21 protein-coding genes are annotated in these 21135 nt (G+C 67.5%); 5 read left to right on the plus strand and 16 right to left on the minus strand.

What is annotated here, in order from left to right; genetic code table 11:
• Nucleotides 1-57 precede the first annotated feature (57 nt).
• The 5 genes from A8G18_RS09920 to A8G18_RS09940 form a co-directional block, all read right to left on the minus strand.
• The gene (locus A8G18_RS09920) at nucleotides 58-897 is read right to left on the minus strand and encodes a F510_1955 family glycosylhydrolase (protein ID WP_064063736.1); all 840 of its coding nucleotides are present in this window, start codon (nucleotides 895-897) and stop codon (nucleotides 58-60) included.
• Between the two features lie 39 nt (nucleotides 898-936).
• Nucleotides 937-3084, minus strand: a complete 2148-nt coding sequence (locus A8G18_RS09925; RefSeq protein ID WP_084421671.1) for a copper-translocating P-type ATPase — start codon at nucleotides 3082-3084, stop codon at nucleotides 937-939.
• A 49-nt stretch (nucleotides 3085-3133) separates the two neighbouring features.
• The gene (locus A8G18_RS09930; RefSeq protein WP_064063738.1) at nucleotides 3134-3844 is read right to left on the minus strand and encodes a DUF305 domain-containing protein; all 711 of its coding nucleotides are present in this window, start codon (nucleotides 3842-3844) and stop codon (nucleotides 3134-3136) included.
• Between the two features lie 77 nt (nucleotides 3845-3921).
• Nucleotides 3922-5439, minus strand: coding sequence for a multicopper oxidase family protein (locus A8G18_RS09935; RefSeq protein ID WP_064063739.1), 1518 nt, complete (start codon nucleotides 5437-5439; stop codon nucleotides 3922-3924).
• Nucleotides 5432-5719 carry an SHOCT domain-containing protein gene (locus tag A8G18_RS09940; RefSeq protein WP_064063740.1) on the minus strand — a complete coding sequence of 96 codons (288 nt, stop codon included), beginning with the start codon at nucleotides 5717-5719 and terminating at the stop codon, nucleotides 5432-5434. The genes A8G18_RS09935 and A8G18_RS09940 overlap by 8 nt, the downstream gene beginning before the upstream one ends.
• A gap of 127 nt (nucleotides 5720-5846) precedes the next feature.
• Here A8G18_RS09940 and A8G18_RS09945 point away from each other — a divergent pair, with 127 nt between their 5' ends.
• Nucleotides 5847-6623: a response regulator transcription factor gene (locus A8G18_RS09945; RefSeq protein ID WP_084421683.1), complete on the plus strand. Its 777-nt coding sequence runs from the start codon at nucleotides 5847-5849 to the stop codon at nucleotides 6621-6623.
• On the plus strand, nucleotides 6620-7765 hold the full coding sequence (locus tag A8G18_RS09950) for a sensor histidine kinase (protein ID WP_064063741.1): 1146 nt from the start codon (nucleotides 6620-6622) through the stop codon (nucleotides 7763-7765). The genes A8G18_RS09945 and A8G18_RS09950 overlap by 4 nt, the downstream gene beginning before the upstream one ends.
• Nucleotides 7766-7903: 138 nt before the next feature.
• On the opposite strand, the gene A8G18_RS09955 is transcribed toward A8G18_RS09950, so the two are convergent.
• From A8G18_RS09955 to A8G18_RS09970, 4 genes are read right to left on the minus strand one after another with little or no spacing between them, the layout of a single operon-like run.
• Nucleotides 7904-8338, minus strand: coding sequence for an arsenate reductase ArsC (locus tag A8G18_RS09955; RefSeq protein WP_064063742.1), 435 nt, complete (start codon nucleotides 8336-8338; stop codon nucleotides 7904-7906).
• Nucleotides 8339-8365: 27 nt separating this feature from the next.
• Complete coding sequence (locus A8G18_RS09960) at nucleotides 8366-9016, minus strand: arsenate reductase/protein-tyrosine-phosphatase family protein (RefSeq protein ID WP_064063800.1); 651 nt, start codon at nucleotides 9014-9016, stop codon at nucleotides 8366-8368.
• 25 nt (nucleotides 9017-9041) lie between these two features.
• Nucleotides 9042-10082, minus strand: a complete 1041-nt coding sequence (arsB, locus tag A8G18_RS09965; protein ID WP_064063801.1) for an ACR3 family arsenite efflux transporter — start codon at nucleotides 10080-10082, stop codon at nucleotides 9042-9044.
• Between the two features lie 32 nt (nucleotides 10083-10114).
• Nucleotides 10115-10528: an ArsR/SmtB family transcription factor gene (locus tag A8G18_RS09970; RefSeq protein ID WP_064063743.1), complete on the minus strand. Its 414-nt coding sequence runs from the start codon at nucleotides 10526-10528 to the stop codon at nucleotides 10115-10117.
• A gap of 63 nt (nucleotides 10529-10591) precedes the next feature.
• Between A8G18_RS09970 and A8G18_RS09975 the strand changes: the two genes are divergently transcribed.
• From A8G18_RS09975 to arsA, 3 genes are read left to right on the plus strand one after another with little or no spacing between them, the layout of a single operon-like run.
• Nucleotides 10592-11014 carry an arsenate-mycothiol transferase ArsC gene (locus A8G18_RS09975; RefSeq protein ID WP_064063744.1) on the plus strand — a complete coding sequence of 141 codons (423 nt, stop codon included), beginning with the start codon at nucleotides 10592-10594 and terminating at the stop codon, nucleotides 11012-11014.
• A gap of 58 nt (nucleotides 11015-11072) precedes the next feature.
• On the plus strand, nucleotides 11073-11465 hold the full coding sequence (gene arsD / locus A8G18_RS09980) for an arsenite efflux transporter metallochaperone ArsD (protein WP_064063745.1): 393 nt from the start codon (nucleotides 11073-11075) through the stop codon (nucleotides 11463-11465).
• Nucleotides 11466-11522: 57 nt separating this feature from the next.
• On the plus strand, nucleotides 11523-13316 hold the full coding sequence (gene arsA / locus A8G18_RS09985) for an arsenical pump-driving ATPase (RefSeq protein WP_064063746.1): 1794 nt from the start codon (nucleotides 11523-11525) through the stop codon (nucleotides 13314-13316).
• 70 nt (nucleotides 13317-13386) lie between these two features.
• Here the strand turns inward: arsA and A8G18_RS09990 are convergent, their stop codons facing one another.
• The 7 genes from A8G18_RS09990 to A8G18_RS10020 all read right to left on the minus strand — a co-directional run bounded on the left by A8G18_RS09990 (nucleotide 13387) and on the right by A8G18_RS10020 (nucleotide 20940).
• Complete coding sequence (locus A8G18_RS09990) at nucleotides 13387-13734, minus strand: DUF3703 domain-containing protein (RefSeq protein WP_054720545.1); 348 nt, start codon at nucleotides 13732-13734, stop codon at nucleotides 13387-13389.
• 10 nt (nucleotides 13735-13744) lie between these two features.
• On the minus strand, nucleotides 13745-15709 hold the full coding sequence (locus A8G18_RS09995) for a heavy metal translocating P-type ATPase (protein WP_059384189.1): 1965 nt from the start codon (nucleotides 15707-15709) through the stop codon (nucleotides 13745-13747).
• Nucleotides 15706-16077, minus strand: coding sequence for an ArsR/SmtB family transcription factor (locus A8G18_RS10000; RefSeq protein ID WP_054720048.1), 372 nt, complete (start codon nucleotides 16075-16077; stop codon nucleotides 15706-15708). Before A8G18_RS10000 ends, A8G18_RS09995 begins: the two co-directional genes overlap by 4 nt.
• 148 nt (nucleotides 16078-16225) lie before the next feature.
• The gene (locus tag A8G18_RS10005) at nucleotides 16226-17092 is read right to left on the minus strand and encodes a TniQ family protein (RefSeq protein ID WP_167352084.1); all 867 of its coding nucleotides are present in this window, start codon (nucleotides 17090-17092) and stop codon (nucleotides 16226-16228) included.
• 46 nt (nucleotides 17093-17138) lie between these two features.
• Complete coding sequence (locus A8G18_RS10010) at nucleotides 17139-18203, minus strand: ATP-binding protein (RefSeq protein WP_059384188.1); 1065 nt, start codon at nucleotides 18201-18203, stop codon at nucleotides 17139-17141.
• The gene (locus tag A8G18_RS10015; RefSeq protein WP_172506154.1) at nucleotides 18200-20254 is read right to left on the minus strand and encodes a helix-turn-helix domain-containing protein; all 2055 of its coding nucleotides are present in this window, start codon (nucleotides 20252-20254) and stop codon (nucleotides 18200-18202) included. The genes A8G18_RS10010 and A8G18_RS10015 overlap by 4 nt, the downstream gene beginning before the upstream one ends.
• Nucleotides 20251-20940 carry a TnsA-like heteromeric transposase endonuclease subunit gene (locus tag A8G18_RS10020; protein ID WP_226435562.1) on the minus strand — a complete coding sequence of 230 codons (690 nt, stop codon included), beginning with the start codon at nucleotides 20938-20940 and terminating at the stop codon, nucleotides 20251-20253. Before A8G18_RS10020 ends, A8G18_RS10015 begins: the two co-directional genes overlap by 4 nt.
• Nucleotides 20941-21135: the final 195 nt, after the last annotated feature.

Here is a 21135-nt window from a genome sequence, read left to right on the forward strand (position 1 = left end):
TGACCTTCGAGTCGACTCGAGGGTTCACCGTCGCGGAGTGAGCATGCTCCTCCGGGGTCAGTTCAGCGGATAGAGCATCTGGGCGGTCGCGGCGTAGGCGGTGTCGAAGTCGACGGCCAGCACTGCCTCGACCGGCCCGAGCACCGCGCGTGGCTCCCAAGCCTGGCCGGTGCGGCTACGCCACGCGGTGCCGGCGGTGTCGATACCCCACAACGAGCCATCCGGCGCCGCGGACAGCAACGCCAGCGGTGGGGCGTCCGGCACCACGGCGAAGGTGAGCCCGCCGTCGATGCTGTGCTGCAACCCGGCGGTAGTGGTCGCCCACACCCCGGCGTCGGTGACGGCGAGGGCGGCCGCGGCCACCGGGGCGCCCGCGGTCCAGCTGCTGCCGCCGTCGGTGGAGGTCAGCAATCCGGTGACGCCGTCGAAGCCGACCAGCAGCTCACCGTCGGTGGCCAAGGCGTGAAAATCCACCTCGCCGCTCAAGGATTTGGGTATCCAGGTGTGGCCGCCATCAGTGCTGTCGATCAGCCCCAGCGGATTCGGCGCCGAACTCGACGCCCCCGGATGCCCGGAGGCGAACAGACGGTCGGTGCCCGGCGCCCCGGTCAGTCCCATGAAGTCGTCGTCGGAGACGCCGACGCGGGTGGTGCGCCCGTTGTCGGCGATCTCGACGAGGCCGGTGTGGGTACCGGCCAGCACCACACCGCCGGAATCGAGGTGCAGACCGTGCAGATGATCGAGGGCCGGTTCCAACGCGACGCCGGGCACCTCCGAGACCGCCGCCGGCTCGGTGGTCGTGGTGGATTGTTCACCGGTCGCACAGCCGGCGAGCACAGCCACCGCAGCAACAGGCACCAGGACACGCGCCCACCGGCGCAGGGAAAAACTCGACATGAGAAGAAGGAACTCGTTTCGGATCGATCGGACGGCGGTTCAGGTACGAGCCAGACGGGTGGGGTCGAGGTCGAGGCGGCGCAACAGTTGGGCGTTGAGCGCCACGACGATGGTCGAGACGGACATGAGGATCGCGGCGACCGCGGGGGAGATCGCAACCCCGGCGAAGGCCAGCACCCCGGCGGCCAGTGGCACGGCGATGACGTTGTAGCCGGTGGCCCACACCAGGTTCTGCCACATCTTGCGGTAGCTGGCATGCGAGAGTGCGATGATCGACAGCACCGCCCGCGGATCGTTCGCCGCCAGCACGACCCCGGCGGATTCGATGGCCACATCGGTGCCGGCACCGATCGCGACACCGACATCGGCGCGGGCCAATGCGGGGGCGTCGTTGACCCCGTCCCCGACCATCGCAACCTTGTGCCCGCGATTCTGTAGTTCGGTGACCTTGGCGTCCTTGTGCTCGGGCAGCACCTCGGCGAACACCTCGTCGATCCCGAGGTCGGCGGCCACCGCGTCGGCGACCTGCCGGGCGTCGCCGGTGATCATGGCGACCTTGACCCCACGGGCGTGCAGGGCATCGATGGCCTGACGGGATTCTTCGCGCACGGCATCTTCGAGCGCGACGGCACCGAGCACCCGGTCCCCGTGGGCCAGATGCAGTACCGAGGCCCCGCGCCGGACCCATCCGGCAGTGACCGCGGTGATGTCCTCGGGCACCGACAGGTGCCGGTCGGCCAGCATGGCCGGTCCGCCGACCGTCACCTCGGTGTCGTCGACGAGCGCGCGGACCCCGCGGCCGGGCAAGGACCGAAAGTCGGTGGCGGTGACCTGCGCGGCGGCCGGGACCCGAGTTTCCGCAGCGGCGACGATGGCTCGGGCAACGGGGTGCTCGCTGTCGGCCTCGACCGCCGCAGCGAGCGCCAACAGGTCTTCTTCGGAGGTGCCGGCCGTGGCGACCACACCGGTGACCTGATGCCGACCCTGGGTCAAGGTGCCGGTCTTGTCGAACAGCACCACATCGACGGTGCGCATGCGTTCGAGCGAGAGCCGGTCCTTGACCAGCACCCCCGATTTGGCGGCGCGTTCGGTGGAAATCGCGATCACCAAAGGGATCGCCAATCCGAGAGCGTGGGGGCAGGCGATGACGAGCACGGTGACGGTGCGCACCACCGCTTCGTCGACGTTACCGACGAGCAGCGTCCAGACCGCGAAGGTGAGGACGCCGGCGATGGTGGCGAAGTAGAACAGGAACGCCGCGGCCTTGTCCGCCAGCGCCTGGGCACGGGACGAGGAGGCCTGCGCGTCGGCGACCATCCGCTGGATGCCGGCCAGGGCGGTGTTCTCGCCGACCGCGGTGATGCGCACCCGCAGGGCGCTGTCGGTCGCGACGGTGCCGGCGACCACCGTGTCACCCACTTCGCGGGTGACCGCCTTGGATTCGCCGGTGATCATCGATTCGTCGACCTCGGCGCGGCCGTCAGTGACGGTGCCGTCGGCGGGCACCCGGGCTCCGGCGCGCACGAGCACCAGATCCCCGAGCGCCAGTTCCGACAAGGGCACGTCGGTGGTGCCGGTCTCGGTGATTTTCTCGGCGGTGTCCGGCAGCATCGCGGCGAGCGCGTCGAGGGCGCCGGAGGCCGAGCCGAGGGCACGCATCTCGAGCCAATGCCCGAGCAGCATGATCACGATCAGCAGGGCCAGTTCCCACCAGAAGTCCAGGTTGAACCCGCCGAGACCCAAAGTGGTGACCCACGAGGCGAGGAACGCGACGCTGATCGCCATGGCGATCAGCAGCATCATCCCGGGCCGGCGTGAGCGGAGTTCGGCCCAGCCGCCGGTGAGGAACGGCATGCCGCCGTAAACGAAGATCACCGTGCCCAGCACCGGGGGAATCCATATGGCCCCAGGGAAATTCGGCATGGTGTAGCCGAGCAGGTCGGCGACCATGTGACTGAAGAACACCACCGGTATCGACAGCACCAGCGACACCCAGAACCGGCGGCGGAACATTTCTCCGTGTGCCCCGTGCCCGGCATGCCGATCGTGACCATCGTGCCCGGTGTGCTCACCCGGCCCGGCGTGAGCATCATGCTCGTCGGGGGGCGGGCTCTGGACCTCGGCGCCGTGAACGTGTCCGGCGGGCGCCGGGTCCGGGTGGGGGTGTCCGTGCTGCGGGTGCGACATCGCAAAGCCTCCTGGGGTGGCGGGCCGAGTGGAAACCGGGTGGTACCGGTTACAGGGTGGTCAGCAACTGGCGCATGGTCTCGATCTCCCGCTGCTGGGTCTCGACGATGGTGCGGGCCATCTCGACGGCGTCGGGGTACTGCCCGTCTCGGATCACGGCTTCGGCCATGTCGATCGCCCCTTCGTGGTGGGTGATCATGTGGGTCAGGAACAGACGGGTGGCCTCGGTGCCCTGCGCGTCGGACAGAGCCTGCATATCCTGCGCGCTCATCATGCCGCCCATGCCGCCCATGCCACCCATACCGGGCATGTCGTCCGAATCGGGCATGCCGCGGCCCATACCGGGCATAGAGGTCATGGGCATGGAGGTCATTCCGGGCATGTTGTGCCCCGGCCCGGGCATGCCACCCGGCATCTGCGGTTCGCCCCACTGTTCGAGCCAGGAGTTCATCTCATCGATCTCCGGGCCTTGGGCGGCCTTGATCTGTTCGGCCAGGGCGGTCACCTCCTCGGGGATACCTTCTTTGGCGAGGAGCATGTCGCTCATCTCGATCGCCTGGGCATGGTGCGGGATCATCATGCGCGCGAACATCACATCGGATTGATTGTGCGGTGCCGTGTCGTCGGCGGCGGAGGTGGTGGCCGAGGTGGTGGCGCTCGATGTGGCGGCGGTGGTGCCGGTGTCGGAGTCGCTGCACGCGGCTGCGGTGAACACCACCGCGAGCGCCATGGCGCCGACGGCGAGAGTCTTCTTGTTCATGAGTGGATCCTTTCCTCGAACGGTCAGAGCCCAGGTGAACCAACGACGGGGTATCCCCGCATCCGGCGCACCCCGGACTAGGCCAGGTAGGACACGGTGGTCATCATTCCGGCTTCCTGGTGATACGCGTTGTGGCAGTGCAGCGCCCACTGGCCCGGGTTGTCGGTGTCGAATTCGATCTCCACGGTGCGCATCGGCCCGATCGTGACGGTGTCCTTGCGCAGGCCGGTGTCGGTGAGCGCGAAGGTGTGGCCGTGCAGGTGCATCGGGTGGAACATGTCCGACATGTTCCGCATCCGCATGCGCACCCGCTGCCCTTCGGCCACGTTCAGCGGCGGGATGTCGGGGTGGGCGCGGCCGTTGAGGGTCCACCGGTACGGCGACATGGTCCCTCCCATGTCCACGCTGTGATACACATCGTGTTCCTTCTCAGCCAGGCGCACATAGTCCCGGGGCGCGAGGTCGGTGCCGAGCAGCACCTGCCGGTCCAGCTCGCCCGGGCGGGTCTGTGCGGGCAGCGCGCCGGTGGCGGTGCGCACCAGCGCCTGCCCGTGCCCGGTCTTGCCTTCGGCCTGCGCGAACAGGGGGAAGACGCCGTCGCCGAGGGTGACGAGCACATCGACACGCTCACCCATGCCGAGCAGCAGCGCATCGGTGTCGTGCGGCACGACGGGGAAGCCGTCGGTGTGGGTCACGGTCATCCGGTGCCCACCGAGCGCGACGCGGAACGCGGTGTCCGCGCCGGCGTTGATGAACCGGATCCGTGCCCGCTGCCCGGGTGTCGCGGTCAAGACCATCGGATCCTCCGGGACCCGTCCGCCGACCAGGAAAAGCGGATAGCTCACGTCCCCGGCGCCGCCGAGCAGCGGGGAGAGCATCGTCTCCGCCCCCATATCCATCCCGCCCATACCGCCCATGGCGCCGTGGTCCATCCCGCCCATCGAGGCGTCGCCACTCTCGCCGGTGGCGCCGATGCCGAGGTCGCGGGCCACATCGTCGGGGGTGCGGCCGGTGCCGTCGAGCCAGTCGTCGAGCACCACGATCCACTCGTGGTCATAGTCGCCGGGCTCATTCGGATCGTCGATGATCAGGGCGCCGTAGAGGCCGCGATCGAGCTGCAATCCCGAATGCGAGTGGTAGAAGTACGTGCCCGGATCCGGGACGGTGAACTCGTAGGCGAACCGCGCCCCGGCGGCGATCGGGTCCTGGGTCAGCCCGGGCACTCCGTCCATGTCGTTGCTCAACGCCAGCCCATGCCAATGCACACTCGTCTGCGCCGGCAGCTGGTTGTCCACGTCCACCCGCAGCAGATCCCCGGCGCGGGCACGCACCAGCGGACCAGGAAGAGTGTCGTCGTATCCCCAGGTCGAGACGATGCGCCCGCCGAGGTCCACCTCGACCGGACGCGGCGTCAACCGCGCCGAGACCATCTGCTGACCCGGGCGACGGCGTTGTTGCTCGAGACGGCGCACCGCAGTCGACGAGGGCTGCACGGGGGCGCCGGTCGGTGAGCCCGACCCGGAACAGGCCATCAGGACTCCGGCTCCGGCAAGTATTGATCCGAGAAGGAAGGATCGACGGCCGAGTTCAGTCATGAACCTGCCCCCGCCGGTGCTCGACCGACGTGGTGTCGCCGGGGTGCATCAGCAGCCGGCGACGGGCCACGAATTCCTCGGAGTCGATGTCACCGCGGGCGAACCGCGCCTCGAGCAGCCGCAGCGGATCGGACTCCGGGCTGGTGCGGCCAGGCCCGTTTGCGCGGTCGGTGCGGAACATCATGGCCACCAGATAGATCACCACCGCCCAGAATGCGAACATGCACACGGCCATGACGATCCATCCGGTCCAGGTCAGCTCACCTGCCCAGCCCATCATGGTCGCCTCCTTTCTCCGGTTCGTGCCTTCAGCCTGGTGTGCCTACCCCTGGATTCCTGTGGAGGTCGTATGAAGATTTGCTCAAGAAGCCCCACGGCATCGTCGACAGTGGTGCCCGCTGGTGAAGATGGACACCATGGACTCCTCCGCTCGCACTCCCACCGCGACCAGCGATCCTGCGGCGCCGCCGCGCCCGTCGACCGGGTTGCGGGCGATGGTCGTCGAGGACGAGGCACCGTTGGCGAACCTGATCGGCTCGTATCTCGAACGCGACGGGTTCGAGACCGCGATTACCGGTGACGGCGCCGACGCCGTCACCCTCGCCCGGCAGGTCGACCCCGATGTCGTGGTCCTCGATCTGGGGCTGCCTCATCTGGACGGGGTTGAGGTGTGCCGGCAACTGCGGACCTTCTCCGACGCTTATGTCGTGATGCTCACCGCCCGCACCGAAGAAATCGATACCCTCATCGGGTTGTCCGTGGGCGCGGATGACTACATGAGCAAACCGTTCAGCCCCCGCGAATTGATGGCCCGCATCCAGGCCATGCTGCGCCGTCCCCGCACCGGTATCGCCGCACCGGCCGAGGCCGCCCCCGGCCTGATCCGCAGCGTCGGGGACCTGGTCATCGATGTGGACGGACGGGAAGTCACCGTCGCCGGGCTGCCGGTGTCCTTGACCCGCACCGAATTCGACGTCCTGGCCGCCCTGGCCCGCGATCCCGGTGTTGTGCTGACCCGTGCCCAGTTGATCGAGGCGGTGTGGGGGCCGAGCTGGACCGGCGACGACCACCTGGTCGACGTGCACATCGGTCATCTGCGCCGCAAACTCGGCGACGATGTCGTCCGCGGCCGCTACGTGCGCACCGTCCGCGGTGTGGGCTACCGGATGGGCACCGGAGCATGAATCCCCAGAGCCCCGCTCCACGAGGGTCGGTACGGCGGGCACTGGCCGGGTCGAGTTTCGGCACCCGGCTGTTCCTCGCCTTGACCGTGGTGGTGGTCGGCTGCGCCGTCAGCGCCTGGCTCGTCGCTTCCGCCCTCGCGCCCGGCATCTTCCATGATCACCTCGGTCAGGCCGGCATCGACCACAACTCGAGTCAGGCCGCCCATGTTGAAGAGGCGTTCGCCTGGGCGATCGTCCTGGCGTGGGGTCTGGCGGTCGCGGTCGCGGTGCTGCTGGCGTTGGCGGTGAGCTGGTATATCACCCGCCGTGTTCAACGCTCGTTGACCGCGGTGACCACCTCGACCGCCCGGATCGCCGGCGGCCGGTACGACACTCGCGTGTCCAGCCCCGGTCTCGGCCGCGAATTCGACGACCTTGCCCTGACCGTCAACGAACTCGCCCGCCGCCTCGAGGCCACCGAGGCCACCCGCCGCCGGATGCTCGCCGATCTCGGCCACGAGATGCGCACCCCGATCGCTACCCTCGACTCCTACCTCGAAGCCCTCGACGACGGCGTCCGCACCCTCGACGACGACACCCGACAGATCCTCCGCGCCGCCACCCACCGGCTGGGTCGTCTCGCCCAGGACATCACCGCGGTCTCGCGCGCCGAAGAACACCTCACCCGCATCCGGCCGGTGCCCACCACCACCGGCGCCCTGGTCACCGCCGCGGTCGATGCGGTGCGCGAACGGTACGAGAGCAAAGGCGTCGCACTGCACAGCCGGATCACCGACTCGATGGTCGTGTCGGTCGATCCCGACCGGCTCGGGCAGGTCCTGGGCAACCTGCTCGACAATGCCCTGCGCCACACCGCTTGTGGCGGCACGGTCACGGTCACCAGCAGACGAGCGAACCGCGATCGGGTGGAGATCACGGTGGCCGACACCGGTGAGGGCATTGCTCCTGAGCACCTCGACCACCTCTTCGATCGCTTCTACCGCGCCGATACTGCCCGTGATCGCCGACACGGCGGCAGCGGTATCGGCCTGACCATCACCCGTGCCCTCGTCGAAGCCCACCACGGGCGCATCCGAGCACACAGTGACGGGCCGGGCCGTGGGGCACGCTTTACGATCGAACTGCCCGTCATTGCAGTCTGACCTCGGAGCCTGCTTCGGTGTTGCCGTATCCGGCACATCTCAATCCGTGGACTCACGACCTCCGAGTGCGGGCCCTCGACTGGGGGACTGAACGCCTCCGCCATGTTTGTTGTCGTCGGCGCCGACGGACCACCTCTGTCAGGCGTGGGCGCCGTCGGGAACGAGCTCGGCGATCAGCGCCTCGACCTTGGCTTTGATCTCGTCGCGGATCGGACGCACCGCCTCGACCCCTTGCCCGGCCGGATCCTCGAGCACCCAATCCCGATAGGACTTGCCCGGAAACACCGGGCACGTGTCGCCGCACCCCATGGTGATCACCACATCGGAGGCCTGCACCGCGTCGACGGTGAGGATCTTCGGGTTCTGCGCGGAAATGTCGATACCCACCTCGGCCATCGCCTCGACGGCGGCCGGGTTGACCTGCTCGGCCGGTGCGGAGCCTGCGGAACGGACCTCGACCCGGTCGCCGGCCAGCGCGGTGAGGAATCCCGCGGCCATCTGGGAACGGCCGGCGTTGTGCACACACACGAACAACACCGAGGGTGTGCGTGCGGTCGAGGAATCGGTGGTCATGAAAACAGACGTCCTTTCGAAGAGAATTCAGGCAGAAACGGTGTCGAGTTCGGCCAGCAAAGCCTGCACGCGAGTGTCGATATCGTCGCGGACGGCGCGTACCGTCTCGAGCGACTCGTCGTTCGGATCGAGCAACGACCAGTCGAGGTAGCGCTTACCCGGATACACCGCGCACGCGTCGCCGCACCCCATGGTGATCACCACATCGGCGGCTGCCACCACATCGTCGGTCAGGGGTTTGGGATATTCGGCACCGAGATCGAGCCCGATCTCGGCCATCGCCTCGACCACGACAGGATGAATCGCCGCCGCAGGAGCCGATCCGGCGGAGCGCACGTGCACCCGCCCGGCGCCGTGATGGGCCAGCAGTGCCGCGGCCATCTGCGAGCGTCCGCTGTTGCGCACGCACACGAACAGCACCTCCGGCACATCCTTCGGCACGGCGCCCTCGGCCTGCGCCAGAGCCGTGAGGCGTTCGCCCGCGAAGCGGGTGGCCAGCGAGGGCAGGTGAGTGTGGATCTTGGCGGTGCGCCGCAGCGCCGCATACGACTCGAACACCATCCGCTCGACGGTCTGCGCCGAGAACACCCCGGCATACTTCTCGGCGAGATGTTCGGCGCTGCGGTGCAGCACCGCCTGCGGCATCAGTAGTTCCGGCTGAGCAGCGTGCTGGGACATCGACATCTCCTGACGTGGGCGGTCCTTACGACACAGCGGGGGCAGACGAACGGGTGAAACGCTTCCGCAGAGCAAGCGAGACGTAGATCAGAGCAACAAGAACGGGCACCTCGATGAGCGGGCCCACCACCCCGGCCAACGCCTGACCGGAGGTGACCCCGAAGGTGCCGATCGCGACGGCGATGGCGAGCTCGAAGTTGTTTCCGGCGGCGGTGAACGCGAGCGTGGTGGTGCGCTCGTAACCGAGCCCGACCGCCGCACCGAACAGGAACCCGCCGCCCCACATGAGGATGAAGTACGCGAGCAGCGGCAACGCAATCCGCACCACGTCCCACGGCTGCGAGGTGATCTGCTCGCCCTGCAGCGCGAACAGGATCACGATCGTGAACAGCAGCCCGTAGAGCGCCCACGGACCGATCTTCGGCAGGAACGTCTCCTCGTACCACTCGCGGCCCTTGGCCTTCTCGCCGAAATGGCGGGTCAAGAAACCGGCGACGAGCGGGATACCGAGGAAGATCAGCACCGACTTGGCGATCTGCCACGGCGAGACATCGAGGGTGGTCTGTTCGAGACCGAGCCAGCCGGGCAGGACCGACAGGTAGAACCAGCCGAGCACCGCGAACATGATCACCTGGAACATCGAGTTGATCGCAACCAGTACGGCGGCGGCTTCGCGGTCGCCGCAGGCGAGGTCGTTCCAGATGATGACCATCGCGATGCAGCGAGCCAGGCCGACGATGATCAGGCCGGTGCGATACTCGGGCAGGTCGGGCAGCAGCAGCCAGGCGAGGGCGAACATCAATGCCGGGCCGAGCACCCAGTTGAGGATCAGCGAGGAGATCAGCAGCTTGCGATCGCCCGTGACGGTGTCGAGGCGGTCGTAGCGCACCTTCGCGAGCACCGGGTACATCATGATCAACAGACCGAGGGCGATCGGCAGGGAGATGTTGTCGATCTCGATGACGCTCAGTGCGTCGCCGAGCCCAGGTATGAGGCGGCCGAGCAGCAGACCGGCGACCATGGCGATGCCGATCCACACGGCCAGGAACCGGTCGAGGACCGACATCTTGCCGGCGACGGACCGGTGTTCGGTGGTGGTCACGAGACGATCTCCTGAAGGGCTTCGGTCGGGGCGCAGGTGCAGGTGCAGGCCGACCCTGGCAACACCCCGGATTCGGTGGCGAGCACCGCGGAGAGTTGCTCGAGGGCGGCGGGGATCACCCGGTAGTACACCCAGGTGCCGCGGCGCTCACAGTCGAGCAGTCCGGCTTCGCGCAGCACCTTGAGGTGATGTGAGATGGTCGGTTGCGACAGGTCGAAGGCGGGGCTGATGTCGCACACACAGCTCTCCCCGCCCTGGTGGCTGGCGATCATGCTGAGCATGCGCAGCCGCACCGGATCACCGAGCGCTTTGAACATGCGGGCCAGATCGCCGGCCCAATCGGAGGTGAGAGGCTCCCGTGCGAGCGGTGGGCAGCACGGCTCGGTCTCACTCGACAGCTGATTCGACATGCGTCTATATTGACTGTCATCAATTCAGTAGTCAATCCGAGAACCTCGGGAAGGACCACTCTCGTGCCCACTGCTTCGGTGCTGTTCGTGTGTGTCAAGAACGGCGGCAAATCCCAGATGGCTGCCGCCCTCATGCGTAAGACCACAGGCGACCGGATCGCTGTCCATTCCGCCGGCACCACGCCCGGATCGTCGCTGAACGCACTGTCGATGCAGGTCCTCGGCGAGGTCGGCGCCCCCATCGCAGGTGAGTATCCCAAGCCGATCGACCCGCAGCTCCTCACCGAAGTCGACCTGGTGGTCACCCTCGGCGGCGAAGCCCGCGTCGATGCGCCCACCGGGGTACGCGTGGAGAACTGGGACACCGATGAGCCGTCCGAGCGCGGCATCGACGGCATCGAGCGGATGCGCCTGGTGCGCGATGACATCGCCGTCCGCGTCGAGGAGCTCGCTACCCGGCTGCTTTCCGACGCCGACGCCCGATAACCGAGTTCGTCCCGGAAACTCTGTTCGCCCTCGAGCACTGAAGGAATACCTGATACCTATGAGCACCATCGCAGTCTTCGAACCGGCCCTGTGCTGCAACACCGGCGTGTGCGGCGAGGACCTCGACCAGAACCTGGTCACCTTCACCGCCGACATGGCCGCGCTGACCGAGCAGGGCGCCGCCATCACCCGCCACAACCTGGCCAACGACCCGCTCGCGTTCGCCCACAACGAGACCGTCAAGAAATTCCTCGAACTCGCCGGATCGGACGGGCTGCCGCTCGTGCTCGTCGACGACGTCACCGTCGCTACCGGGCGCTACCCGACCCGCACCGAGCTCGCCACCTGGGCCGGCCTCGAGGTACCCGCGCCGCCGTCCGGGGTGACGATGCTCGGGCTCGCCGACGACAGCGACTCCTGCTGCACCCCGGGCGAGTCCACCTGCTGCTGACCATGTAGATCCGTATCCCGCCCGCCGATACCCGTCCGACGAGGAGTACCTGTTTTCATGGCTGCCGCCGACCTCACGTTCCTGACCGACCCGCCCCGGTTCGTGTTCTTCACCGGTAAAGGTGGGGTCGGTAAGACCTCCATCGCGTGCGCGTCGGCGGTGCGCCTGGCCCGGGCCGGAAAGAAGGTGCTGCTCGTCTCGACCGACCCCGCCTCCAATGTCGGGCAGGTCTTCGGTCTGAGCATCGGCAACACGATCACCGAGGTCCCCGCGGTGCCGGGGCTCTGCGCGCTCGAGATCGACCCCGAGGAGGCCGCCGCCGCCTACCGCGAACGGATCGTCGGCCCTGTCCGCGGACTGCTCCCGGAGGCGGAGATCGCCTCGATCACCGAACAGCTGTCCGGCTCGTGCACCACCGAAGTCGCCTCGTTCGACGAATTCACCTCGCTGCTTACCGATCCCGACGGCCGGGTCGCCGGGTTCGATCACGTGCTGTTCGACACCGCCCCCACCGGCCATACCATCCGGCTGCTGCAACTGCCCGGTAACTGGACCGAATTCCTCGACCACGGCAAAGGCGACGCGTCCTGCCTCGGACCGCTGGCCGGGCTCGACAAGCAGAAAGCCATGTACGCCGGCGCGGTCGAGGCGTTGTCAGACCCCGGCCGCACCCGCCTGGTGCTCGTGGCACGCGCGAACCGCGCCGCTCTGGCCGAGATCGCCCGCACCCACAGCGAACTCGCCGCGATCGGCATGACGAGACAGCATGTGGTCGTCAACGGCGTGCTGCCCGACCCGGCCGACGACACCGACCCGCTGGCTACCGCCGTGTACCAGCGTGAACAGGCCGCACTGGCGGGTCGCGGCGCCGCGATCGCCGCGCTGCCCACCGATCTGGTGGAACTCAAGCCGGTCAACATGGTCGGCCTCGACGCTTTGAGCACCCTGTTCGACACCACCACCACCACGGCAATGACCACCGGGACCGATCCGGGGCTTGCCGCGGTCGCCGAGGCCCCGTTAGCGGATCTGGTCGATGCGATCGAGGCCGACGGGCCCGGACTGGTGATGTGCATGGGCAAAGGCGGGGTCGGCAAAACCACTGTTGCCGCCGCGATCGCGGTGGCCCTGGCCTGCCGTGGCCACGATGTGCATCTGACCACCACCGACCCCGCCGCGCATCTGACCGAGACTCTCGCCGGGGAGCTCGATCACCTCGAGGTGTCCCGCATCGACCCTCATGAGGCGAGCGAGACCTACCGAGACCAGGTGCTGGCTACCAAGGGCGCCGGGCTCGATGAGGCCGGCCGCGCCACTCTCGCCGAGGACCTGCTCTCCCCGTGCACCGAGGAGGTCGCGGTGTTCCAGGCCTTTTCGAAGGTGATTCACGAATCACGCCGCAAGTTCGTCGTCGTCGATACCGCCCCCACCGGGCATACCCTGCTGTTGCTCGATGCGACCGGGTCGTATCACCGGGAGATCGCCCGGCAGATGGGCGATGGCGGGCGCTTCACCACCCCGCTGATGCGGCTGCAGGACCCCGCGCAGACCAAGATCGTGCTGGTCACTCTTGCCGAGACCACCCCGGTGCTCGAGGCGGCCGGTTTGCAGGATGATTTGCGGCGCGCCGGTATCGCACCGTGGGCGTGGGTGGTCAACAATTCCCTGGCCGCGGCGGCGCCCACCGCGCCGCTGCTGCGGCAGCGAGCGGTTGCCGAATTCGAGCAGATCGACACGGTCCGGGACGAACTCGCCAATCGGTGCGCGGTGATTCCGCTGGCCGTCAGCGAACCGGTCGGAATCACCGCGTTGGGACAGCTGGCCGAACGGCATCCGGCACCGGTGCGTTGATCCGCCAGCACCGGGCCGGGTCGTCCACTCATGTCGTTCGTGTGAGACATGCCTGAAGCCACGATTCGGATCACGCTGTGCCAGTGAGGACGTCGGTCAGATCGGCGGGAATCGGCATGGGGGTCATCAACCCTGCAGCGACGCGGCCGGTGTTGCCTTCGGGGTAACCCCCGAGCGCGGAACCGGGGGCAGCAACCATGATCCGGATGATCTGCCCAAGGGCTTCGCGACGGTCGCGTTGACGCACCGCGAGACCGAGCATGGCGAGGTGATTGCGAGTGTGCGGCCACGGGTAGGGCTGCGACAGGATGTGCGCGCGTTCGAGATGGGTCCACCGCTCGGCTGCAGTGTGAGTGTGTCGAGCGGCGGTCATCTCCGCGGCATACCAGGCTCGGACAGTTGCAGGCATTGGACTCATGGAAGGCCCTTCAGGAAGAAAAGGATTCTCGTACCCCAGGATTCGACGCAGGTGCCGCCGATCCGGAGATTGTCAGGGGGCGAGCGCGTCCGGCGCGGACCCCGTTGGCGATCACGATGATCTCGGCGACCTCGTGAACCAGGACAACCGCCGCCAGGCCGAGTACCCCGAACAGGGCCAGGGGCATCAGGACGGTGATGATCGCGAGCGAGAGGCCGACGTTCTGCAACATGATCGTTCGTGATCGGCGGGCATGCTGCAGGGCTTGAGGTAGATGCCGTAGGTCCTCACCCATCAGGGCGACGTCGGCGGTTTCGATGGCCACGTCGGTGCCCATCGCGCCCATCGCGATCCCCAGATCGGCGGTGGCCAGGGCCGGGGCGTCGTTGACACCGTCGCCGACCATCGCCGTCGGCCGTGTACCGCGGAGGGTGTCGATGATGTGGGCCTTGTCCTCCGGACGCAGATCGGCGTGCACCTCGTCGATACCGACATCGGTGGCCAACGCTCGTGCGGTGCGCTCGTTGTCGCCGGTGAGCATCGCCACGGTGTAACCGTCGCGGCGCAGCCCCGCGACGACGTCGCGGGCTTCGGGACGCAGTTCGTCGCGCACCGCGATCGCCCCGATCAGGGTGCCGTCGCGTTCGATGAGCACCGCAGTGGCTCCGGCGTGCTGCATCCGCTCGATATCGGCAGCCAGAGAGCCCGGGTCGATCCACCCGGGCCGGCCCAGACGGGCAGGAATGCCGCCGACGTGACCGGTCAGTCCGGCACCGGGGACCGCGTCGACGTCCTCGGCGGGGGTGTAGTCGTCGACGGCGGCGAGGATCGCTGCAGCGAGGGGGTGCTCACTGCGTGCCTCGAGCGCAGCGGCGACATTCAGAACGTCGGCGCGGGTGGCGCCGCCGGTGGTGGCAACGTCGATGACCTCGGGGCGGTTCCGGGTCAGGGTGCCCGTCTTGTCCAACGCGACGGTGCGGATCCGGCCCAACGCTTCGAGGGCGGCACCGCCCTTGACCAGGACGCCGAGCTTGGAGGCGGCGCCGATCGCGGCGACCACGGTCACCGGGATCGCGATGGCCAGCGCACACGGGGACGCGGCGACCAGCACGACGAGGGCGCGTTCGATCCACACCAGCGGATCACCGAATACGCTGCCGATCGCGGCGATCAACGCCGCGGCAACCATCACTCCCGGCACCAGGGGCTTGGCGATCTTGTCGGCCAGACGCTGGGCCTCGCCCTTGCGGGATTGCTCGGCCTCCACGATTTTCACGATCTTGGCCAGCGAGTTGTCCTGCGCGCCGGCGGTGACCTCGACCTCGAGCACGCCGGTGCCGTTGATCGACCCGGCGAACACCTCGGAGCCCGGTCCGGCCTCGACCGGCACCGATTCCCCGGTGATCGCGGAGGTGTCCAGGGCGGTGCGCCCGGTGCGGATGGTGCCGTCGGTGGCGAGCCGCTCCCCGGGTTTGACGATCATGATCTCCCCGAGCCCCAACTCCGCGGGGGCGACGGTCTGTTCACGGCCGCCGCGCAGGACGGTGGCAGTGTCCGGCACCAGATTCAGCAGGGCGCGCAGGCCCCGTCGGGTGCGAGTGACCGCGTACTCTTCGAGACCCTCACTGATGGCGAACAGGAACGCGAGCATCGCGGCTTCGCCGACCTCGCCGAGCAGCACGGCGCCGACGGCAGCGATCGTCATCAGGGTCCCGACCCCGATCTTGCCGCGGGCCAGCCGCTTGAGGGTCGAGGGGACGAAGGTGTAGCCGGCGACGACCAGCGCCACCGCCTCGAAGCCCGTCCCGAGAGCGTCGGGCCCACCGGTGACGCGGACGATCAGGGCCGCAATCAGCAGGACACCCGCGGCGGCGGCCGCCCGGATCTCGGTGACCTGCCACCACTTGTCGGGCTCCTGGTCGTCTTCGCCCTCGACGCGGGGTTCGTCGGGGCCGCATCCGCAGGCGTCGCTCATGCCGTCACTCCCGTGTCGGTGTCGGTGCCGTAGTTCGGGCACAGCGCGACGGCGTTGCCCGTGGCGGCCAGGAGGGTTTCGGCCGAGGCCAGCAGGTCGAGCAGTTCCAGTCGGGCCAGCGAGTAGAACACCTGCCGGCCCTGCGGGCGGCCTTGCACCAGGCCGCAGTCCCGCAGGCATGCCACGTGCGCCGACACTGTCGATTGCGCCAATCCCAGCTCGCCGACCAGGTCCGCTACTCGGGATTCCCCGGCGGCGAGGCGGCGCACGATGGCCAGGCGGGTGCCGTCGGAGAGACTGTGGAACAACGCTGCTGCAGAGTCGAGACTTTCACCGAAGCAGGTCGTCGCTCGCTCATTCATCGTCATAAAACGATGATATTGAGGAAACATGATTAATCAAGCGGAGGGAGCGGGACAACGCGCGTTCTACTCCGCCAGTGCGGACTCCGACAACGGTCGCGAATGATGACGGCTGGCGGATTCTCGGACCGGCTCGTCACGACTCAAGGGACGTTCACAGACTGGCCGGCTGGCTCCCAGCCTGGAACGGCCAACGGGTCGCATGCCAGTTCTGCCTCGCGGGAGGATCGCCTTGCTCAGACTGTCCAGGCCGGTCGCCAGGTCCTCGCACGGGAGAGCCGATCGTGTCGACGAATCGACGGCACAGCTCGTCGAGCACCTCGGTGATGGGCATGTCGGTGGTGCCGTAGCGCAACTGTCGGCTCGGCTGAAGGTCGGCGAGGGCAGCGAACTCGATCAGATTCTGCTGGGCATGACACAGCTTCGCCGGTGCAGCGAGGACAGCAGCGTCACGCAGGTCGTATCGGCAGAACGGTCTCACACGCCCCGGGCGTTGCGGTTCGCGAGCATGGCGCTGCGGGCACTGCCACGGCGGGGCCAGAGCGCTCATCCACGCCGTTCCTGTCCACGGCACCTGACCGCAGCCTTCGCATGTCGACTGCAGATACACCTGGTGGCGTACACAGAGCGGCAGCAGCGGATTGGCCCAGCCTGCATGCCACCACGGATCGGGTTCGGCCAGGCATCGGGCACAGAAACGCGATCCTCCCCGGTCGGGCCGAATGTGGCGGTGGTGCACCAGGTACCGTGCCGCGGCGGCATCGATCGGCCGGCCCCACAGGGCGGCGCGCAGGTCACCGGCAGGGACACCGAGGTAAGCGGCGATCCACCGAGCGTGCAGGCTCAGGTGCTCGAGAACGAGGTGATATCCGGTCGGGCTCCGCGGCACACGGAGCTCGCGCAAAATCTGGATCGGGGTCAGTTGGTAGCGACAGCCGACGCGCATCAGCCAGCCCGGCAGATACTCGGCGGGATGTAGTTGCACGGTGATCGGCCACCGGTCGACTCTTATCGTGGCCATAGTGGTTCCCCAACCACTGAGCCGGCCAGGGCGGGACCAGCCGGTATCAGCCGGTGCGGGCGGCGGATTCGCTGGCATTGTCGACGGTCGCGGTCGTAATCAACTCAGCAGTGACGGCTTCGACGCCGGTGACGATCGCGAGATACGAGATCCGGTCGAGCAGATTCGTCAACGACGCGATCCGCCCCTGGGTGCGGCGGTGCAGCAGCCGAGCATGCTCGCACAGCATCCCGTCATGGCTGCCGGCGAGGGTGAGGTGTTCTTCGGCGGTGCGCAGCAGCGCGAGCCAGCCGCGCATCCCGGTGTCGGTGTCGATGCTGAACGGGGCAACCGGGCAGCGGGTGGCGCGGCGGCTGGTCTGGGCGTAGACGGTGTGCTCGCCGAGCAGGCCTTCGTCGAAGAAGCGTTTGGCGGTCAGATTCACCCCGACGTAAATGAAGGTAGCGGCCATGTCGTTGGCCAAACCCTTGAGATGGTTCGATACCTCCAGGCCGTTGCGGTGCCGGAAGTCGACGAAGTGCAGATCGTCGAGCACGATCAACCGGGTACCGCAGGAGGTGACACAGTCCACCGCCAAGGCCCCGAGTTTCGAGGTGGAGGCACGGTCCACGGCCGGATGGCCGTAGAACCGCAGGATCTGCTGATTGAGGCCTTTGAGGGTGACCCCGGCGCTGAGCGGGATGAACGCCACCGGCCACCGTTGATGCCCCTCCACGGTGAGGGGTCCGTCGCGGCGCAGAACTCGCCGGTGGACGTCGCGGGCATAGCGGGTGGCGATGGTGGTCTTGCCGAGGCCGGGTTCGGCGTCGATGACCACCGAGCCGCGCAGCTTGTCGCCGTCCCGATACGCCGAGGCCATCACCTGATCGCAGATCCCGTAGGCGGCGGCGAGTTGGCTGGTCTTGATCGTCGGCAGGTTCGCGTTCCACACCATCCGGGCTTCGTTGTAGTCCTCGAGCTCCTCCTGCGACAGTCGGGACATCGCGGTGCGGGAGAGGACCTCGAACGGTTCACGCGGTGGGGCGGTGACGAAGGCGTGCCAGCCCTGTTTGCGGGAGAGCTGGTAGCGGACAGTGCCATACGTTGCCAGCCAGGTGGCCCAGGGGTTCATTCGTCGAACACCTCGAACACGTCTTCGTCGGGATGCTCCGCGTAGTACCGGTCGAATACGTCGACGTCGTCGACCACCTCCAACCGTTGAGTTCGACTGGTGGCGAGTTCGTCGAGCAGCTCGGCGACGCCCGGCACGGACGCAGTGTCGCGTTCGTCGTCGATACCGGACTGCTGTCCTTCGGTTTCCGGATGCGGGCGGTGGGCACTGAGTCGGCGGGCCAGGGCGCGGTCGCGGCGTGTCGCGACGTCGTCTCGGCTCCACGCGAGCAGCAGATCCCGTACCGCGGCGGCGGGATCGAAGTGGCGATGCTCGCGCACGGCGATGCGTTTGGCGTAGTCGGCGGCGTCCCTGCTGAACGGCTGGTTCAGGCAAGCGCCGTGCTCCCACACCAACTGATGCCAACGGTGGCTGTCCGGGTCCTGGAACCAGGCGTGCCGGATGTCGTGATTGTCGACGAAGATCGGCCACTTGCCGGCGTGCACACCGCCATACGGCGAACGGGTGGTGCGATACAAGGTGAGCCCGGATCCGTCGTAACGCAGTCCGTCGACCTCGACGCCGTAGTGCTGGATCGTACGCCAACGCACATCGAGGAACTCATACGCCAGATCCGGATTCGCCGGCAACAGCAGACCACCCGATTTGGCGACCCCGATCTCGAACATCTCGCTCGGCGAAAACCCCACCCGCGGCAGTTCCGGCACGCACAGCCCGTCATGTCGGGTGTGGTGATAGACCCGGCCCACCCATTCCCGGATGATCTGCTCGAGTTCGCTGGCGTAGTAGAACGCGGCGTCTTCGACGTCTTTGCCCCGTGAGTACACGTCCGGGCCCTTGTAGGCGGGCAGGTGCTGTAGCAGTGATTCGCGCAGGGTGCGGAAGAAGCGTTCGACGGTGGGTTTGTCGGTGGGCTTGTGCGGGATCGCCGGCTGAACGGTGATACCCAGTCGGGCGCAGACTCCGATCACATGAGAGGACAGGTACTGCTTGCCGTGATCGACGACGATCGCCTCGGGCAGACATGCCGGTAGATCCCCGACGCGTCGCTGGGAGATCCCGTCCGGGGACTCGGTGCCGACGAGCAGGTTTCGCGGCACCCCGTGATACGGCCAGAGTTGATCCGCAGTCGGGTCGGTGTCGCGGGCGGGAGTGATGCACTGGTACAGCACATTCGCCACGTCCTGGGACCGCGTCGATAGCGGTGTCAGGCGCAGTCCGAGGATGCAGCGGGTGAACAGGTCCATCGCCACGGTCAACTCCACCCCAACCCAGCGCATGGTGACCGGTTCCATCGCGAACACATCCAGCGCGGTGGTATCGAGCACCACGTACTCCCCCGGACGGGTCGCGCGCAGTCGGCCGAGGACACCGCGGGGCCGGTCCGCCACCGACCGCCGGCCTTTCGCGCTACCGAACGCGTGCCGCCCCTTCGACAATGTCTTCACCCGCCGGTATGCCGTGCTCAGGGAGGGCAACGGCACCATGCCCGGCCCGAATTCTGCTTCCAGGTCCTTGGCAACGGCATCGATGACCGCGCCGATCGTCGGGGTCGAGACGGTGACGTACCTATCGAGCACCCGCACACATGCTGCGTCCCACCGGTGATCGACACTGGTGGCGTAGCGGCTACGGATCCGACTGTCCGTGAGTCCGGCAACTCCTGCCGCGCGGTATCCGGCGATCCAGCGGTACAGGGTGCGCACAGAGACGTGAAGTTCCGCCGCTCTGGTGGCCAACACCGATTCGAGTTCGGCGCCGGAGGTCGCAACCTCGGTCAGGATGCCGCGGACGTGTTCGGCTCGTGTTTCCAGTTCCTGAATCTGGGTTGCGGTCAGCGAGGAGAGCACTACGGCAGCAGGGTCAGCGGAGGCGGTGTCGTCCGGCGGTGAGATCGCTGTTCCCCGTGCCGCGATCTCGGTGACCGCGACACGCTGCATCCGCTCTCCGGACCGGAGGGTGACATCGTGTCCCTGCAGCGCCACGACTTCCCATGAGCAGCCGTCGAGCCAGACCTTGATTCCTGCACGTAGTTCGACGATGTTGGTCACGGCGTGCTCCTTACACCGGACACCTGCGACTGTCCGGACAGCGGCACCGTCAGGTCCACCGACCACAGACCGGACCACAGCTTCGCCAGCACCGCGATTCGCGAGCCGGGCCTGTTCACCGATGCGGCGAGGTCGTCGAGGGTCATCCCGGGCACTGCGACGCTGTCGAGTGCCCTCATCACCGCGGGGTCGATCCACTCGCTACGACGAGCGCCCCCGAGGATTCGGAGGTTCGCCAGCACTACTGGGTTTGCACCGGTCCACACTTCATACGACCAGCCCCGACTCGAACACAGTCGTTCGGTCCAGGCGAACACCTGCGCAACTGCGTCGCGACGGGCGAACTCGGCGGGTTTGACGTCGACGACCGTGAATCCGCCGTCTGTGCGTTGGAGCAGCAGATCGGGCGCATGCCGACGCATGGTCTTCCCGTCCGGGCCGCACAGCCACATCGGCTGTGCGGCGATCCGCACCACTTCCGGTGCGTAGTCCGCCAGCCACAACCGGTCCAGTTCGAGTCGGCTCTCGTAGAGGACGTGGCCACGGTTGGTGGCCGACCAGAACATCCCGGAATAGTGGCGCTGATGGGGGTGACTGCGGACTTTCCGTACCGGCAGGCCCAGGATCATCCGATAGGGATCTGCCGCAGCGAGGGTCGTCGCGACAGGATCACCTGATTCCTGCACGTACCTGACCTCAACCTCGCTGGTCCGGGGCACTTTTTCAGGGTCCCGCTACTGACACGAATTTGAGAAACCGACACGCCGCTGACAGGCGACTGACATGAAATTGAGAAACTGACACCGAATCCGAGAACCTACAGCTGAGCGAAACCGCACGATAAGGCGACCCGATCCCTTGTCACTCACGGTTTGTGCGGA

The organism is Rhodococcus gordoniae (genome assembly GCF_001646655.1).
GTDB classification, from domain to species: Bacteria; Actinomycetota; Actinomycetes; order Mycobacteriales; family Mycobacteriaceae; genus Rhodococcus; species Rhodococcus gordoniae.

Bases quoted from the DNA above. Each gene is read 5' to 3' on its own strand.
- arsD (WP_064063745.1), top strand. From the start codon at position 11,073: ATGAGCACCATCGCAGTCTTCGAACCGGCCCTGTGCTGCAACACCGGC.
- A8G18_RS09950 (WP_064063741.1), top strand. From the start codon at position 6,620: ATGAATCCCCAGAGCCCCGCTCCACGAGGGTCGGTACGGCGGGCACTG.
- A8G18_RS09945 (WP_084421683.1), top strand. From the start codon at position 5,847: ATGGACACCATGGACTCCTCCGCTCGCACTCCCACCGCGACCAGCGAT.
- arsA (WP_064063746.1), top strand. From the start codon at position 11,523: ATGGCTGCCGCCGACCTCACGTTCCTGACCGACCCGCCCCGGTTCGTG.
- A8G18_RS09995 (WP_059384189.1), bottom strand. From the start codon at position 15,709: ATGAGCGACGCCTGCGGATGCGGCCCCGACGAACCCCGCGTCGAGGGC.
- A8G18_RS10010 (WP_059384188.1), bottom strand. From the start codon at position 18,203: ATGAACCCCTGGGCCACCTGGCTGGCAACGTATGGCACTGTCCGCTAC.
- A8G18_RS09970 (WP_064063743.1), bottom strand. From the start codon at position 10,528: ATGTCGAATCAGCTGTCGAGTGAGACCGAGCCGTGCTGCCCACCGCTC.
- A8G18_RS09955 (WP_064063742.1), bottom strand. From the start codon at position 8,338: ATGACCACCGATTCCTCGACCGCACGCACACCCTCGGTGTTGTTCGTG.
- A8G18_RS09930 (WP_064063738.1), bottom strand. From the start codon at position 3,844: ATGAACAAGAAGACTCTCGCCGTCGGCGCCATGGCGCTCGCGGTGGTG.
- arsB (WP_064063801.1), bottom strand. From the start codon at position 10,082: ATGTCGGTCCTCGACCGGTTCCTGGCCGTGTGGATCGGCATCGCCATG.
- A8G18_RS09925 (WP_084421671.1), bottom strand. From the start codon at position 3,084: ATGTCGCACCCGCAGCACGGACACCCCCACCCGGACCCGGCGCCCGCC.
- A8G18_RS09935 (WP_064063739.1), bottom strand. From the start codon at position 5,439: ATGACTGAACTCGGCCGTCGATCCTTCCTTCTCGGATCAATACTTGCC.
- A8G18_RS09960 (WP_064063800.1), bottom strand. From the start codon at position 9,016: ATGTCCCAGCACGCTGCTCAGCCGGAACTACTGATGCCGCAGGCGGTG.
- A8G18_RS09940 (WP_064063740.1), bottom strand. From the start codon at position 5,719: ATGATGGGCTGGGCAGGTGAGCTGACCTGGACCGGATGGATCGTCATG.
- A8G18_RS10005 (WP_167352084.1), bottom strand. From the start codon at position 17,092: ATGGCCACGATAAGAGTCGACCGGTGGCCGATCACCGTGCAACTACAT.
- A8G18_RS09920 (WP_064063736.1), bottom strand. From the start codon at position 897: ATGTCGAGTTTTTCCCTGCGCCGGTGGGCGCGTGTCCTGGTGCCTGTT.
- A8G18_RS10000 (WP_054720048.1), bottom strand. From the start codon at position 16,077: ATGACGATGAATGAGCGAGCGACGACCTGCTTCGGTGAAAGTCTCGAC.
- A8G18_RS09990 (WP_054720545.1), bottom strand. From the start codon at position 13,734: ATGAGTCCAATGCCTGCAACTGTCCGAGCCTGGTATGCCGCGGAGATG.